The sequence below is a fragment of the uncultured Planococcus sp. genome, from assembly GCF_947501725.1.
GTDB classification, from domain to species: domain Bacteria; phylum Bacillota; class Bacilli; order Bacillales_A; family Planococcaceae; genus Planococcus; species Planococcus donghaensis_C.
In genome coordinates, this window is the sequence record NZ_CANMXD010000001.1 from 230,161 (window position 1) to 244,461 (window position 14,301).

Genomic DNA, 14,301 nt, shown 5'->3' on the forward strand with positions numbered 1-14,301 from the left:
TCTAAAAAGCATCTGAGCGGGACTGCGGTCCCGGCTCAGATGCTTTTTTTAGTCTTCGTCCTTAATATCCACATCATCTGGTATAGGAATGGCGCGCCATTCTTCCAGCGCTTGCTTAGCCTGTTCCAATTGCTGGAAATGGGTTCCGAATTGAGAGGTGTTGATCATGTATTGCTCCCCATCATGGACTGCGCGGATACGGCCTTCCAATACATAACGATTGACTTGTTCTTCAGGCATCGATAAGAATGCGGCAGTTTCCTGGACTGTCATATACATAGGATCTCCTCCTCCATTCTTTTCTTTTATTATAATGGAAGAAGACAGCTATCTCAAACCATTCGCGTCATGGTATGTTAAGGGAAAAAGTCCGGAAATGGGAGTGTTGCTGTTGAATTATATGGCGTATCTATTAGTTTTGCTGGCTGCTATTTTATGGGGGACGACTGGGACCGCTCAATCTTTTTTTGAGGGGTCTGCACATCCGTTGTCAATTGGCGCTTTCCGCTTAGCGATAGGCGGTTTTTCATTGTTGATTTTTGTTCTTGCTACAAAAAAGTTATCGGTCCAAACGATTCCCTGGCCGGCTGCACTCCTTTCAGCCCTGAGCATGGCACTGTTTCAGCCCTTGTTCTTTTCATCTGTCCAATTGACCGGAATCGCAATTGGAACTGTTGTAGCTATCGGCAGTGCTCCTGTGTTGACAGGAATGATCGAATGGGTGGCTTTGAAAAAAAAGCCCGATAGAGTTTGGGTGATTGCCACCATGCTGGCTTTAATCGGATGTGTCCTGTTATTTGCCAACAGAGGCCAGCAGTTGGTGGATCCAGTGGGTATTGCCATGGCATTAGGGGCCGGTTTTTCTTTTGCCGTTTATGCCCTTGTCAGCAAAACTGTACTCAAGAGTATGGAAACCGTCTCCGCTGTAGCAGTGATTTTTTCACTGAGTGCCTGTTGTCTGCTTCCTTTTCTCCTGTTCTTTGATCTTTCCTACGTAACAGTGCCAGGAAACTTATCGATCCTAATCTATTTGGGGATTGGAGCAACAAGCTTATCGTATATCCTGTTTTCATTTGGGTTAAAACAGATTCCATCTTCTTCTGCAGTCACCTTGTCGTTAGCGGAACCGCTGACCGCAGCTATTTTGGGTGTGCTGGTAGTTGGGGAAGTACTGAGTGCGCTTTCTTGGAGCGGAGTAGGGCTTCTCCTGTGCGGCATACTGGTATTGACCATCGGCAAGAGACAGCGGCTAACTGCTCCGCAAGGGCTTAACTGATCTTCGGATTTATGTATTGTCTTTTTGGAGTTTAACTGAGCCAAGGGAGGGGGATACTAATTAAGATATAAAAAAATAAAAAGGGGTTGTGTATATGAACGAAGTGGGTAATTCTTTTAGAGGCGTCGGAAATACAATCATCGACTACATTCCAAACGTTTTAGGAGCATTATTATTATTATTGATTGCATGGGTTGTAGCGACAATTGTGCGGGCGATCTTCACTAAAGGATTGAAAAAAGCAGGGGCAGACAGAGCGATGGTCAGAGGCCATATGGCAAAAACAAAAGAAGACGCAGACAGTAAATTGGATTCCATCGGGAAAATCCTGTATTACCTAATCTTCATTTTGTTTATTCCGAGCGTCTTGCAGGCATTGAATATGCACCAAGTAGCACAACCGATTTCAAATATGATGGACAAATTGTTGGCATTCCTGCCGAATCTTCTGATGGCCATCATTATTGTAGTCATTGGCTATTTTGTAGCCAAGTTTGTGAAAAATCTTGTGTTCAGCCTTTTGACCGCGGTGAATATCGATAAATGGTTCAATAAATTCACCAGTAAACCAGGCAGTGCATCAACAGGGACAAAAAGAATGGATGCGGGTGACAAATCGACCTTAGCGAATGTTTTAGCGAATGTGGTCTTCGTCATCGTCTTGATCCCAATTCTGACGATTGCATTGGAAACCTTGAACATCCAGTCTATTTCTGAGCCGATTGTCAATATGCTCAACCAGGTTCTGAACATGATTCCGAATATCTTTGTCGCAATCATCTTGATTTTGGCGGGGGTTCTGATTGCTAAATTCATAGGTGATCTGTTGATCAGCCTGTTGAATGGTACAGGAATCAACCGTTTTTCGACTTACCTGAACCCGGACAAAACCAAATCGCCAAGCTTCGATATCGCGAATATCATCGGCAAGGTAGTCCAAGCGATCATCATCATCTTCTTTACAGTAGAAGCGATGAACGTATTGCAGCTTGATGTGTTGAATGGAATCGGTGAAGCCATCATCGGATACCTGCCATTGCTCATCAGCTCATTGATCATTCTGGGTCTTGGATTGATCGGAGGCAGCTTGCTTGGAAACTACATCAAACAGGCTTCCGGCAACCGCTTCCTGGGAGCCATCGTCAAATACGCCATCATCATCATTGCCGTATTCATGACGCTTGACCAATTGAATTTCGCAACAAATATCGTTAATCTGGCATTCTTATTCATCATCGCTGGACTTGCAGTGGCATTCGCGATCTCCTTCGGTATAGGTGGACGTGAATTCGCTAAACGCCAGCTTGAAAACCTTGAAAAGAAAATGCAAAAAGAGAACGATAAACCAAATCTATAAAACCATCATAGAAATCCCTTTAGGCAGATGTGGCCTAAAGGGATTTTATATTTTTTTGGATTTCTGTATAAATATTCGTTGCGATGATAAAAAGGGAATTATTTCAACTGAATTAAAGACAATAAAAGATATATCAAAATATGAAAAAATATTCAATATGATTAGAGTAATCTAACTTTTATACACTATCACTCCAGATTTCAATCAAGTTCTTTGAGGAAGAGTGCTTTAAATGGTTAAAAAACACTATCAATATAGTATTTGAAATAATTAAAAAATTCAGTTGACTTGATTTTATGCAAGCGGTTACAATCAAAGGAGTTATTATCCATATAATATTTAGAAGGGAGAGTATTTTATAAAACTGAGTGAACGCTCAGTTGGGAGGAATCAGGCTAGAAACTAAGATGAAATGGGGGATACGATGAAAGCGTACAAAAAAGAAGTTCAGTTTACAGTCTGGATGACAGTCGCCTTTATTTTAGTGGGAAATGTAGGATTGATTTTTTCCATCTTTCCAGTAGATGCTATGTTATTCGGCTTTCCGGTCATGTACATTGTGCCGATCCTGATGGGGTGGTTTGGTGTATTCTTCCTTACCATTGTAGCTGGCAAAATCGGTAATCGTATTGACGATGAAATTGATAGTGAAAACGACGCGCTCGGAGTTTCCGACGAAGTAAAGGATGTGTAGATGATGGAAGCACAAAACTGGCAATTATCCAATCCGATTCTTGGTTTAGCGGTTGTGGGAGCGACGTTTTTATTATTCTATATCGTCGGATTCGTCTCCAACCGGAAAAGTGCATCGGCAAAAGACCTTTACATAGGCGGCGGAAACGTCGGGGCCTTCACCAATGGGTTGGCGATGGCATCAACTTATATGAGCCTGGCAACATTCCTTGGCATCACGGCATTGATTCTGCAGCTGCAGGTCCCATTCATCATGTTGTGGATCCAATTGATTCTGGCGATTCCATTGATTACAATCATCTACGGAACAAGCCTGCGCCGTATGGGCGCTTTCTCTCCTACGCATTTTATCCGTGACAGATATGGAGTGACGGCTTCCATCATTGCGGCTCTATTCATGATTTTGGTTTCAATCATGTATGCGCTGGGTCAGATGATAGGAATCGCCATTACGTTTGAAACATTACTGGGAATTCCTTATTTAACAGGACTCTTTGTTTTTGGGATACTTATTGTCGGCTATATCACAATCGGAGGAATGGCGGGAGCGACAAACAACGCAGCGATTCAGATGGTCATAATCGCTTTGATGTTCATCATCCCGCTTGGCGCCATCATGAAAGCGGTAGGAGCTGACGGGTGGTATTTCCCGCCGTTGTTCTATTCGGACATGGTTCCGGCAATGCTGGAGTCTTTGCCTACATTCTTTGATTACCAGTTCTCGCCGAAATGGTATTTCTCCATTATTCCGGCTTTGACAATCGGGGCATTGGGGCTGCCGCACTTGGCAATGCGTGTCTATACGGCATCCAATCTGAAAAGTGCACGCTCGGCAATGGTCTGGTTCGCCTTTATTCTTGGGTTGGTGTTCTCAGCAACTTACGCAATGGGCTTTGTCGGTGTTTATGCGACAGCTACTCAAGGGCTGACGATTTCAGAAGGGGATGCTGATAAATTAACCATCATCCTCAATTTGGTCTATAACCCGGAATGGGTGACTGCACTTGTTATCGCCGGCGCCATTTCAGCGGGACTTTCAACTTTAAGCGGAAATCTATTGGCGATCGGTGCCTTAATTTCCCAGGATATCATCGCCACCTTAAAGCCGAATATCCCTCAGCGTCTGAGCCTTCGGATTGGCTTCATCGCCATCTTTGCAGGTGGATTGGTCAGTATCTTACTGGCAATCCAACCGCCGGCCTTCCTGGTCGTCAGTATCCTATGGGCTTTCGGTTTAGCGGGAGTTACGAATGCACCGCTAATTATAGTCGGAGTTTGGTGGAAAGAGGCCAATAAATTCGGTGCCATAGTGGCTTCTGTCGTTGGTGGTGCCATCTACATCATCGTGTCGCCATTCGTTTTCCCGAGCATCGTATTGACGGGGCACGGCGTTACCGATGGAATGGGCTTATCCGGCGCGATGCTTGCTGTGCCGATCAGCTTTATCCTGTTGATCGTCGTTTCCTATATCACAAACCGTATGCCGGGTCTTCAAAGCAAACTGACCAAGCAATCGGATATTGAATTGATTGAACGCATCCACGGATGGAAGGACATCAAATCGTATCGTTACAACAGTACGGTAGGTGCCGGAATTACGGTAGTGGTTTCTTCTGCTGTTGCAATCTGGGCACTGATGCCTTGGGGGATGTAGGGAATGAAAGAAAGGGTGAGTAAAATGGTCGGAAAAATGGTTGCTTTAAATGATTCATCTTTTCGGTCATTTTTAGAATTGCCGAAAACCCAATGGGTGAGCAATCTGCTGCTGCTCATCGTTGGTTTGGGCTATGGCGCGATTTCAATCGCGTCAAATGCCTCATACATAGCAAGTTTCGATTCGGCTTTGCTGCAAAACTTCATTGTTCCGGCAATTTTCATCCTTTTTGGGCTACTGATGGCTTTCATAACAAAAATAGGCCTGGCGCTGCTGCTTTGGGCAGGCTCAAAGGGTCTTGGCGGAAAAGGGTTGCTGCGGGACATCAATCGCGCGGCGCCGGTTGCTTTGCTGCCTGGTCTTCTGGGGGCGCCATACCTTGCCGATGCAGGAAATGGCCATCCGCTGGTCTATGTGCTGCTGGCGATCGGTCTCATCTGGATGTACTTGGTCTGCGTCAAAATCATTAAAACCACGCAGAATTTTTCAACTAAGAAAGCTTACCTGGCGACGTTGGCGGCATTCGTATTTTTAGCGAGTGTCTACTACCTGATCATCCCGCCAGCATGAAGATAAAACGATCGGAGGTTAACATATGGAATTCAAGGATTTAATTGCTCCAGAGCAGTACAATATCACATTGGAACTTGAAAAATACAAAGAAGAAAGCGACAGACTGGCGATTCGGTGGTTGGACAGTGAAGGCAATCGGGAAGATCTTTCGTATAAAGAATTGGTCGGCAAAATGAATCAATATGCACAGGCTCTGCTGAAACTGGGCATTGGTAAAGGCGACCGGATGCTGATCATCCTTCCCCGGATTCCGGAAGCCTATATTACGTATTTGGCCTGTCTCCGTGCTGGAATTGTCGCAATTCCTTGTTCGGAAATGCTCCGAAAGAAAGATTTAATATACCGGATGCACCATTCTGGCGCTAAAGGAATTGTTGCGCACTATAAAACCACTGCAGAAACCAACTCCATTGATGAAGACTTGGAAACACTGAATAATAAGTTGATCATCGGCGGGACAGAAGATGGCTGGCAGTCTTTCGAGGAACTGGCCGAAAAGGAATCACCGGATTTCGAAGCTGTGCCGACTCACCGGGAAGATATAGCTTTCCTGTCTTATACATCCGGCACCACCGGAAATCCAAAAGGCGTCGTGCATGTCCATGGCTGGGGCTATGCCCATGTACGGACTGCAGCGACAAAATGGCTTGGCGTACAAAGCGGAGACATGGTGTGGGCAACTGCAGCTCCAGGTTGGCAAAAGTGGATCTGGAGTCCATTCTTGTCGACGATTACACTAGGAGCAACTGCTTTTGTCTACAACGGACCCTTCGATGCATTGAAATACCTGGATTTATTGAAGGAAGAAAATATCAATGTCTTATGCTGTACGCCGACAGAGTACCGGATCATGGCAAAAGTGGAGAACTTGAATTCCTACAAGCTGCCGGCATTAAGATCGGCGGTATCTGCTGGAGAACCTTTGAACCGACAGGTCATCGAGGCGTTCCAACAGGCATTTGATATCAATGTCCGTGACGGTTATGGACAGACAGAAAACACCTTGCTTGTCGGAACGCTTCAGGATATGGAAGTGAAGGCCGGGTCGATGGGCAAACCGACACCAGGGAATCCGGTTGATATCATCAATGATGAAGGAAAGCCGACAGCGGTCGGGGAAGTGGGCGATATTGCGGTACACCGTGATTGTCCGGCATTGTTCCGGGAATATTACCGGGATTCCGAGCGGACCCAAGCGGCGTTCCGCGGCGACTGGTATTTAACGGGGGACCAGGCAACACGTGATGAAGACGGCTACTTCTGGTTTGAAGGGCGGAGCGATGATATCATCATCAGTTCAGGTTACACAATCGGGCCTTTTGAAGTCGAAGATGCGCTCATGAAGCATGCGGCCATCCAGGAATGCGCCGTAGTAGCCGCTCCGGATGAAATTCGCGGGAATATCGTCAAAGCCTATGTCGTGCTCCGCAATCCGGACGATTCTCAAGACAAAGAAGCTTTAGTGAAAGAGCTGCAGGATCACGTCAAGGAGATTACCGCACCATACAAATATCCAAGGGTCATCGAGTTTTTGGATGAACTGCCTAAGACAGCTTCGGGAAAAATCCGCCGCGTGGAACTGCGGAAACTGAATGTGTAAAAAGAAAAGCGAAAGCGCCCATGTAGCTCTGCCGGGCATAAGACAGACCAGAAGAGTGGCGCTCTTTGCAACGGCGCTGGGTTGGCTTATGACCCAAAGAGTTGGGCGCTGGAGCCTGGACAAAGAAAAGCGAAAGCGCCCATGTAGCTCTGCCGGGCATAAGACAGTCCAGCAGAGTGGCGCTCTTTGCCACGGCGCTGGGTTGGCTTATGACCCAAAGAGCTGGGCGCTGGAGCCTGGACATAGAAAAGCGAAAGCGCCCATGTAGCTCTGCCGGGCATAAGACGATCTGGCGAAGCGGCGTTCTTTGCCGCATAGCCGGAGTGGCTTATGACCCAAAGAGCTGGGCGCTGAAGTCTGGACAAAGAAAAGCGAAAGCGCCCATGTAGCTCTGCCGGGCATAAGACAGACCAGCAGAGTGGCGCTCTTTGCCACGGCGCTGGGTTGGCTTATGACCCAAAGAGCTGGGCGCTGAAGTCTGGACACTGAAAGAACAGCTGAAAAATCATATTTCACTAAGCAAAAAATCCGGACAGCATCTACGCTGTCCGGATTTTTTTATTTAGGTGGAGAAATCAGCTTATGCTGGAAGGCATAGATGACCGCTTGGGTCCGGTCATGGACCTCCAGCTTTGCAAGGATGTTGCTGACATGAGTCTTGACGGTTTTCAAGGCGATGAACAATTTATCGGCAATTTCCTGGTTGGTCAAACCGCAAGCCAGCAACAGAAGGATTTCCATTTCGCGTTCGGTCAAATCGTCGTGAAGGACACGTTCATGGCGCATCTGCTTCATCATTTTGGTCATGACTTCGGGTTCGAGAACCGGGGTGCCGTTCATGGTTTCACGAATAGAGTCGGCGATCCGTGACGCTTTTGATGTTTTTAATATGTAGCTGACTGCTCCCGCCTGAAGGGCCGGGTAGACTTTGTCGTCATCCAGAAAACTGGTGACAATCATGATTTTCGCTTCCGGCCACCGGTCGATGATAGCTTTTGTCGCTTCTGCACCATTCATGACGGGCATCACCATGTCCATTAAAATCAGGTCGGGGCGCAGCTCCAATGCCATTTCAACCGCCTCCTGGCCATTCGTGGCTTCACCGGCAACCTCCATATCCTTTTGGGATTGCAAGTAGGCAGAGACACCGATGCGCACCATTTCATGGTCATCCACTAATAAGATTCGAATCATGGGTTTTCTTCCTTTCGATCGGAACTTTTACTTCCACAATCGTACCTTCAGAAGGCACGGAAACGATTTTGCTGGTCGCACCGATTTCAATGGCGCGTTCTTCTATATGTTTTAGGCCGTAGGAAGTCGATTTGGATTGTTCGCTTTCAAAGCCGACGCCATTGTCCTGAATGCGCAGGATCGCGAAATTATCACGCTCGACAAACAGGATATGAACCTCGGTCGCTTTGGAATGGCGCAATGTATTCGATAACGTTTCTTGCGCAATGCGGAACAGATGGTCTTCGGCCCCTTTTTGCAAAGGTACCTCTTCCAGTTTATGCTCGATTGTAAAATAGACTTTTTCCTTCAGCTCACTGACCAACTCGAACAATCCCTGGCGCAGGCTCTTGTCGTGCAGGGCAGCGGGACGCAAATGCAGCAACAGCGCCCGCATCTCCAATTGGGCCTGCTGGACCATCTTCTCGGTCTGAAGCAGCCCTGGCTGCGCGTCCCCACTTTCGGTCATGGAAGACAATAGCATGGATGCAGCGAACAATTGTTGGGAAACAGAGTCGTGGAGCTCTCTTGCTAAACGCTGACGTTCCATGATTAAGCGCTCCTGGATGATTTGGTCCTGTGTTTCCGCACGTTCATTGGCAATGCGGGTCAGACTTTTGCGCTGTGACTCCAGAAGCTTCTGCAATTTCAGGATGGAACTGGATAAATTACGCGGCAAGGTTTTCATTTGGGCAGCTTGGACAACGGTCTCGTCTTCATTGCGCAAGAGTGCCTGGAAAATCTCTTCAATTTCCTGTACCTTAGACCGTGACAAGGATTCGGTCCACCAGGAGATGCCGACAGACAAAGCGAGCATCAGAACAAGCAGCCAAATACCAAGAGGCAGGCCAGCAATGAAATCTTCCCACAGGACCGACCAGCTATTGACTGTCGGCAGTCCGAGCAAGGCAAAAAGGATGCTGAACACGATCAAGGCAAAGAGGGAAATGAAAAACAGGCTGCGGGGCAAAATCTGTCTCATCTGCGGATCACCTCGACATCTCCCATCCAGGTGGTCACGGAAATGATCAACTCGGCTTTATTGCCGGCGTCCGCTGGGTATCCATCTTCTGCGTGGACCGTGCCATTAAGGATCCGTTGGTTGTTCCCGTTGAAAAAGCGGGCTTCTCCCAACAGCGTCGAATAGAAGATTCTTACAGGAATTTCGTAGGGGACGACGACTTGGACTTTTCCAAAACCTTGCCGTATGGAAATCAATGAGGTCTTTTTCGGCAATACGGTTTGGGTGGCGTCCACCAGAATATCACCGATAAATCCCTGTACATGAATATCTTTCCACTCATAAGATTCAATGGGTGTGCTCTGTGCGGCCATGACTTTGTTCTGGATCAGGCCCTTATCTGTAGAGCCTTGGAGCGGTGCAGTCTGCAGCCATTCTTCCCCTTTCCACAACCGGATCAGGAGGTAGATGGCAAGCCCGAAGACCATCAGCCGCAGGCTCCACATCGAGAGGATGGAAACCCCGATGAGGAAGGCGCCCGTCCAAAAGTAAGAACGGCGGTATTTCACTTTATTTCGTAATGCATAGTAGATCGTTCCGATACCAAGAAGGATCAAAAACACGCTGCCGTTTCCGAAAAAAGCAGCTTCCACGAAGATCAATAATAAAGCGCTCAATAGAAAAAACGCTTGTCTGTTTGTTGTAAAATGCTGCATGGCTTTTGCCTCCTTCTTTGTATCAGAAAAAATGAGAAGAAGAAAAACTTCTTCTCATTTCAGTTTAAACAATTTCTTTTTGGTTTGCGCTATTTTTTTCTAAAGATTCCAAGCGTCGTTCCATTGCGGAATGCTCATGGCGTTCTTCAACTTTAGCGCCAAGTGTTGTAATATAAGACGCCATGTCGTCAAATGAACCGATGCGCTCGGCGACAAGTTCCGGGCTCAGTACTTTATCCATCTGATGATGGGCGCGCGTTGCATTTTCCTTGCCCATCAATTGCAGCTGCTTCACTTTCATGTCTTTCACTTTGTGCTTCATTTCCTCGTAGCGATGCTCAAGGCCCGTCAGTTCGGCAATGTTTTCATCCAGGTTGTTTTGCAGCACTTTAACGCGTGCAGCATAAGCCTCGACTTCCATAGCGGCAAAATCAGCAAGATCGCTCTCACCCGAAGACTGAGCCAATTCCAACTGATTTTGGCGCTTGTCGAGCATAGCAGAAGCTTCAGCCAATTCCTTCTCCAGTTTACCATTCAGCTGTGCTTGGCGCTCCACCCATTTTCCTGTAGCTGTTGTCTGGTTTTCTGCTTCTGTGATATAGCGGTTCAATAATGCAAGTGGATTTTTTTCCTCTTTCTTTGCGACGACGGCATCCAGGTCGGTTGCGACGGCAAATTTGAAACGGTCCCATAAAGTTGTCATATTCGTTTCCTCCTTATTTGGTCAATTTGTTCCATTGCTGTTCAAAGTTCGTGAATGGATCGCTTTCTTTTACAGCTGCGACCGAAACGCTTTGGCCATTCCATGCGCGGTAGATCATCCACAATCCGGCAATTGCAGCAACGCCGATCAATGCCGGCACATTCGATATGGCTGCAAGTCCTCCGAGTACGCCGACGAAAGCCCACCAGAATTTAGCCAAGGCCGAGATGCTTCTTAAGTAATAATGCACCCCTGCGTATACGACTAATAGGGATACGGCCAATCCGATGATGGGTCCCAAATTGGAAAGTGCGACGATTCCGGCAATGATGCCGAGGGTGGTTAACCAAAATTTGTTCATCTTGTTTCCTCCTCTCAATTTCTACCCTAATCATACTAAGTGGGCGCATTTTCCAATACGGTCTCTGACTGCATCTTTTACTAGGTCTTGAGGCGTAGAAGCATCTACATCCGACTTTCAGGAGTTCTGCTGCGAAAGATTGGCAGATGGAATGCTATAATAATTTTCACGATACAAGTTGAACTGAAGAAACTGGCTTTTAACTAATGCATGGAGAACAATGAACTTTGTATATGCTCCATCTTATAAAGAAGAAAGAGGCGTTTTTCTATGAAAATACTGACGGGCATTGGCGGTGCCCTATTGATCTATACTGGGCTTATTGCATATCTCGGCTGGGCAGTCTTCAGTTGGCTGAGCAGTTTTGTAGATGGAATCAACCCTTGGTTATTTGCGGTTCTCTGGGTAATTATCGCCTACAGTTATGTCATCGGGCGGATCGGCCACAAATGGCTTGGCTTTACGATTCTCGGTTCGTATTGGTTCGCTTTTTTGCAATATGCGATTCTACTGATACCCGTGGCGAATCTCATCGTGTTAGTGGTAAATTTTAGAGACGATTTGTTTTTCATCGGATCGGCAACGGGTATCATTTTGCTTGCGATATTCATTGTCGGCACTTATTTTGCCTATAGCCCGGTTGTCCGTAAGTTGGAGCTCACAGTGGAAGGGCAAGAGGCAGAGCCGCTGCATATGGTTATCGGTTCTGATTTCCATCTGGGTGTTTTATCAGGCAAAAGGCATTTGCGGCGTTTTGTTGAAAAAACCAACTCGCTTGAGCCGGATGTTGTGTTTTTAGCAGGAGACCTGGTGGATGACGACCCGATTTGGTATGCGCGTTATGGCATGTCAGAAGTGATGGAGCAGTTGAATCCATCTCTTGGCGTTTATGGCGTTTTAGGAAACCATGAGTATTACGGCAAAAAAATCCCGTTATTGGTGCGGATGATGGAAAAATCAGGTGTGAATATCTTAAGAGATGAAACTATTCTAATCGCGAATCGTTTTTATTTGACGGGGCGTGAAGACCGAACCAATGGGAAACGGCGTCCTCTGTCTCAGTTGAAGCCGGAAAAAGGGGGACTGCCCTGGATTATAATGGATCATACCCCCTCCGATCTGAAGATGCCGGTCGAGTTAGGTGCGGACTTTCATATGTCTGGGCACACCCACAAAGGCCAGATGTGGCCAAACCATCTATTGACGAAGCGGATTTTTGAGTTGGATTACGGCTACCGTCTAATTAAGAAGACGCATTTTTTGGTGTCTTCAGGATTCGGCTTCTGGGGACCGCCATTGCGGATTGGAAGCCGTTCAGAGTTGTGGTCGGTCACGATGAATTTCCGGCCAACTTCGTAAGAGGAGTGTTTACATGGAAGATTGGATTACTTCGGTTATGTCAGATTATGGTTATTTCGGAATTTTCCTGCTCATCATGTTGGAGAACGTATTCCCGCCGATTCCGTCGGAAGTGATTTTGACGGTCGGTGGATTTATGACGACAACGACTGAAATGACGATACCGGGAGTAGTACTGGCATCCACTGCCGGATCGGTCCTTGGAGCAGTTATTTTGTACGGCGTCGGTTTATTGCTGGATGTCGAGCGGCTGGAAAAGATCATCGACAAATACGGCAACTGGCTGCGTGTAAAGAAGGAAGATATCTACAAAGCGGACGCTTGGTTTGATCGCTTTGGTGTTTGGACTGTGTTTTTTGGCCGCTTGGTCCCATTGCTCCGCAGCTTGATTTCCATTCCTGCCGGGATGTCGAATATGAAGTTCTGGTTGTTTATAAGCTTCACCACTCTCGGCACCTTGCTGTGGAATACGGTGTTGGTGTTTGTCGGTGAAGCAGTCGGGGAAAACCGGGAAGAGATCATGCGGCAGTTGGAACTTTACTCCAACGTGGTCTATGCATTGATCGGACTGTGTGCAGTTGTGGCTGTCTGGTATTACGTCAAAAAAATAAGAACACGCGACTAACAGGAAACTGCCGGCAATTGCCGGCAGTTTTTTTAATTGTTATAATTATAGGATAATAGAGGATGGAGGGTTTCTATGAAGCCGATCGTATTCATTACGCAAAAGTTGCCAGATCAGGCAGTAGCCGAATTAGAAGAATTGTATGAAGTCCGGATGTGGCCGGAAGAAGACACACCTGCGCCGCGCGAAAAGTTACTGGAAGAAGCGAAAGAGGCGCATGCGCTTTGGACCATGCTGTCCGATCAAATAGACAATGAGGTGTTTGAAGCGGCACCCAATCTGAAAATCGTCAGCAACCTGGCAGTTGGCTACAACAATATCGACTTGGAGGCTGCCAGAAAACATGGCGTGACCGTCACCAATACACCGGATGTCTTAACAGAATCCACAGCAGACCTGACCTTTGCCTTGATGTTGGCTACCGCCCGCAGAATCATTGAGGCAGAAAAATCGGTTCGTTCAGGGGAATGGAAATCTTGGACGCCGATGGGGATGACTGGCCAGAACGTTGCTGGTGCCACGCTTGGCATCATCGGAATGGGACGGATCGGTGAAGCCGTGGCCAGGCGAGCCCACGGTTTCGGTATGGATGTCCTGTACCACAACCGTACGCGCCGGAGCTTGGAAGACGTACGTTATGCCGAGTTTGAGGAGCTGCTGAAGGTTTCGGATTATGTCGTGATTCTGACACCGTTGACGCCTGAGACAGAAGGGATGATCGGAGCGGACGAGCTGGCCTTGATGAAAGAAACGGCCTGTTTGATCAATGTCGCCAGAGGGGGCATCGTTGATGAAATGGCTTTGTATGAAGCATTGAAAGAAAACAAAATCTGGGGTGCTGGCCTCGATGTGTTTGAACAGGAACCGGTGCCGTTGGACCATCCCTTATTGACGCTGCCGAATGTGACAGTGCTGCCGCATATCGGCAGTGCCACTGTTCAAACCCGTCTTGAAATGATGGCTTTGAATGCCGAAGCAATCAAGGCGTGCCTGGAAAATAAATCAGTGAAGAATAGAGTCTGCTGAGTGAGGCAGGAAAAGGCAGCTGACGTTCAGCTGCCTTTTTTGAAATGCAAGAACCAGCTGCCGCTTGGATCTAAATGCGGCAAGGTGGCCCTTCAGCAATGGAATATCGAGCATAGCGCAAGGCCTGAACTTGGGCTCTGCACTTTTTCAACTTTGCAGAAGTT

The 14,301-nt window shown here is 47.2% G+C and carries 15 protein-coding genes; 9 read left to right on the forward strand and 6 right to left on the reverse strand.

Annotated elements, in window-relative coordinates:
- Positions 1-48 precede the first annotated feature (48 nt).
- The gene (locus tag Q0785_RS01185; RefSeq protein WP_215098966.1) at positions 49-279 is read right to left on the reverse strand and encodes a helix-turn-helix domain-containing protein; all 231 of its coding nucleotides are present in this window, start codon (positions 277-279) and stop codon (positions 49-51) included.
- A 121-nt stretch (positions 280-400) separates the two neighbouring features.
- Between Q0785_RS01185 and Q0785_RS01190 the strand changes: the two genes are divergently transcribed.
- The 6 genes from Q0785_RS01190 (at position 401) to Q0785_RS01215 (ending at position 7,153) form a co-directional block, all read left to right on the forward strand.
- The gene (locus Q0785_RS01190) at positions 401-1,276 is read left to right on the forward strand and encodes an EamA family transporter (RefSeq protein ID WP_298824793.1); all 876 of its coding nucleotides are present in this window, start codon (positions 401-403) and stop codon (positions 1,274-1,276) included.
- A 94-nt stretch (positions 1,277-1,370) separates the two neighbouring features.
- Entirely contained in the window at positions 1,371-2,633 is a 1,263-nt protein-coding gene (locus Q0785_RS01195) for a mechanosensitive ion channel (protein ID WP_298824036.1), read from the forward strand.
- Positions 2,634-3,057: 424 nt separating this feature from the next.
- Positions 3,058-3,327 (forward strand): hypothetical protein, encoded by a 270-nt coding sequence (locus Q0785_RS01200; protein WP_223639825.1) that lies wholly within the window; start codon positions 3,058-3,060, stop codon positions 3,325-3,327.
- A 3-nt stretch (positions 3,328-3,330) separates the two neighbouring features.
- Complete coding sequence (locus Q0785_RS01205) at positions 3,331-4,980, forward strand: sodium:solute symporter (protein WP_298824040.1); 1,650 nt, start codon at positions 3,331-3,333, stop codon at positions 4,978-4,980.
- A 3-nt stretch (positions 4,981-4,983) separates the two neighbouring features.
- Complete coding sequence (locus Q0785_RS01210; RefSeq protein ID WP_298824042.1) at positions 4,984-5,550, forward strand: YIP1 family protein; 567 nt, start codon at positions 4,984-4,986, stop codon at positions 5,548-5,550.
- A 25-nt stretch (positions 5,551-5,575) separates the two neighbouring features.
- Positions 5,576-7,153: an acyl--CoA ligase gene (locus Q0785_RS01215; protein WP_298824045.1), complete on the forward strand. Its 1,578-nt coding sequence runs from the start codon at positions 5,576-5,578 to the stop codon at positions 7,151-7,153.
- Positions 7,154-7,711: 558 nt separating this feature from the next.
- On the opposite strand, the gene Q0785_RS01220 is transcribed toward Q0785_RS01215, so the two are convergent.
- The 5 genes from Q0785_RS01220 to Q0785_RS01240 form a co-directional block, all read right to left on the reverse strand.
- Entirely contained in the window at positions 7,712-8,347 is a 636-nt protein-coding gene (locus Q0785_RS01220) for a response regulator transcription factor (protein WP_298824048.1), read from the reverse strand.
- Complete coding sequence (locus tag Q0785_RS01225) at positions 8,322-9,368, reverse strand: sensor histidine kinase (RefSeq protein WP_298824051.1); 1,047 nt, start codon at positions 9,366-9,368, stop codon at positions 8,322-8,324. The genes Q0785_RS01220 and Q0785_RS01225 overlap by 26 nt, the downstream gene beginning before the upstream one ends.
- Positions 9,365-10,063 (reverse strand): cell wall-active antibiotics response protein LiaF, encoded by a 699-nt coding sequence (liaF, locus tag Q0785_RS01230; RefSeq protein WP_298824053.1) that lies wholly within the window; start codon positions 10,061-10,063, stop codon positions 9,365-9,367. The genes Q0785_RS01225 and liaF overlap by 4 nt, the downstream gene beginning before the upstream one ends.
- 64 nt (positions 10,064-10,127) lie before the next feature.
- On the reverse strand, positions 10,128-10,766 hold the full coding sequence (locus tag Q0785_RS01235) for a PspA/IM30 family protein (protein WP_298824055.1): 639 nt from the start codon (positions 10,764-10,766) through the stop codon (positions 10,128-10,130).
- Between the two features lie 13 nt (positions 10,767-10,779).
- Positions 10,780-11,127: an ABC transporter permease gene (locus tag Q0785_RS01240; protein ID WP_223639878.1), complete on the reverse strand. Its 348-nt coding sequence runs from the start codon at positions 11,125-11,127 to the stop codon at positions 10,780-10,782.
- A gap of 270 nt (positions 11,128-11,397) precedes the next feature.
- Here Q0785_RS01240 and Q0785_RS01245 point away from each other — a divergent pair, with 270 nt between their 5' ends.
- The 3 genes from Q0785_RS01245 (at position 11,398) to Q0785_RS01255 (ending at position 14,137) form a co-directional block, all read left to right on the forward strand.
- Positions 11,398-12,486, forward strand: coding sequence for a metallophosphoesterase (locus tag Q0785_RS01245; RefSeq protein ID WP_298824062.1), 1,089 nt, complete (start codon positions 11,398-11,400; stop codon positions 12,484-12,486).
- Between the two features lie 13 nt (positions 12,487-12,499).
- On the forward strand, positions 12,500-13,111 hold the full coding sequence (locus tag Q0785_RS01250; protein ID WP_298824065.1) for a DedA family protein: 612 nt from the start codon (positions 12,500-12,502) through the stop codon (positions 13,109-13,111).
- Between the two features lie 75 nt (positions 13,112-13,186).
- The gene (locus Q0785_RS01255; protein ID WP_298824068.1) at positions 13,187-14,137 is read left to right on the forward strand and encodes a D-glycerate dehydrogenase; all 951 of its coding nucleotides are present in this window, start codon (positions 13,187-13,189) and stop codon (positions 14,135-14,137) included.
- The last annotated feature ends 164 nt before the right edge of the window (positions 14,138-14,301 follow it).

Bases quoted from the DNA above. Each gene is read 5' to 3' on its own strand.
- Q0785_RS01190 (WP_298824793.1), top strand. From the start codon at position 401: ATGGCGTATCTATTAGTTTTGCTGGCTGCTATTTTATGGGGGACGACT.
- Q0785_RS01205 (WP_298824040.1), top strand. From the start codon at position 3,331: ATGGAAGCACAAAACTGGCAATTATCCAATCCGATTCTTGGTTTAGCG.
- Q0785_RS01215 (WP_298824045.1), top strand. From the start codon at position 5,576: ATGGAATTCAAGGATTTAATTGCTCCAGAGCAGTACAATATCACATTG.
- liaF (WP_298824053.1), bottom strand. From the start codon at position 10,063: ATGCAGCATTTTACAACAAACAGACAAGCGTTTTTTCTATTGAGCGCT.
- Q0785_RS01185 (WP_215098966.1), bottom strand. From the start codon at position 279: ATGTATATGACAGTCCAGGAAACTGCCGCATTCTTATCGATGCCTGAA.
- Q0785_RS01245 (WP_298824062.1), top strand. From the start codon at position 11,398: ATGAAAATACTGACGGGCATTGGCGGTGCCCTATTGATCTATACTGGG.
- Q0785_RS01235 (WP_298824055.1), bottom strand. From the start codon at position 10,766: ATGACAACTTTATGGGACCGTTTCAAATTTGCCGTCGCAACCGACCTG.
- Q0785_RS01220 (WP_298824048.1), bottom strand. From the start codon at position 8,347: ATGATTCGAATCTTATTAGTGGATGACCATGAAATGGTGCGCATCGGT.
- Q0785_RS01255 (WP_298824068.1), top strand. From the start codon at position 13,187: ATGAAGCCGATCGTATTCATTACGCAAAAGTTGCCAGATCAGGCAGTA.
- Q0785_RS01200 (WP_223639825.1), top strand. From the start codon at position 3,058: ATGAAAGCGTACAAAAAAGAAGTTCAGTTTACAGTCTGGATGACAGTC.
- Q0785_RS01225 (WP_298824051.1), bottom strand. From the start codon at position 9,368: ATGAGACAGATTTTGCCCCGCAGCCTGTTTTTCATTTCCCTCTTTGCC.
- Q0785_RS01195 (WP_298824036.1), top strand. From the start codon at position 1,371: ATGAACGAAGTGGGTAATTCTTTTAGAGGCGTCGGAAATACAATCATC.
- Q0785_RS01240 (WP_223639878.1), bottom strand. From the start codon at position 11,127: ATGAACAAATTTTGGTTAACCACCCTCGGCATCATTGCCGGAATCGTC.
- Q0785_RS01250 (WP_298824065.1), top strand. From the start codon at position 12,500: ATGGAAGATTGGATTACTTCGGTTATGTCAGATTATGGTTATTTCGGA.
- Q0785_RS01210 (WP_298824042.1), top strand. From the start codon at position 4,984: ATGAAAGAAAGGGTGAGTAAAATGGTCGGAAAAATGGTTGCTTTAAAT.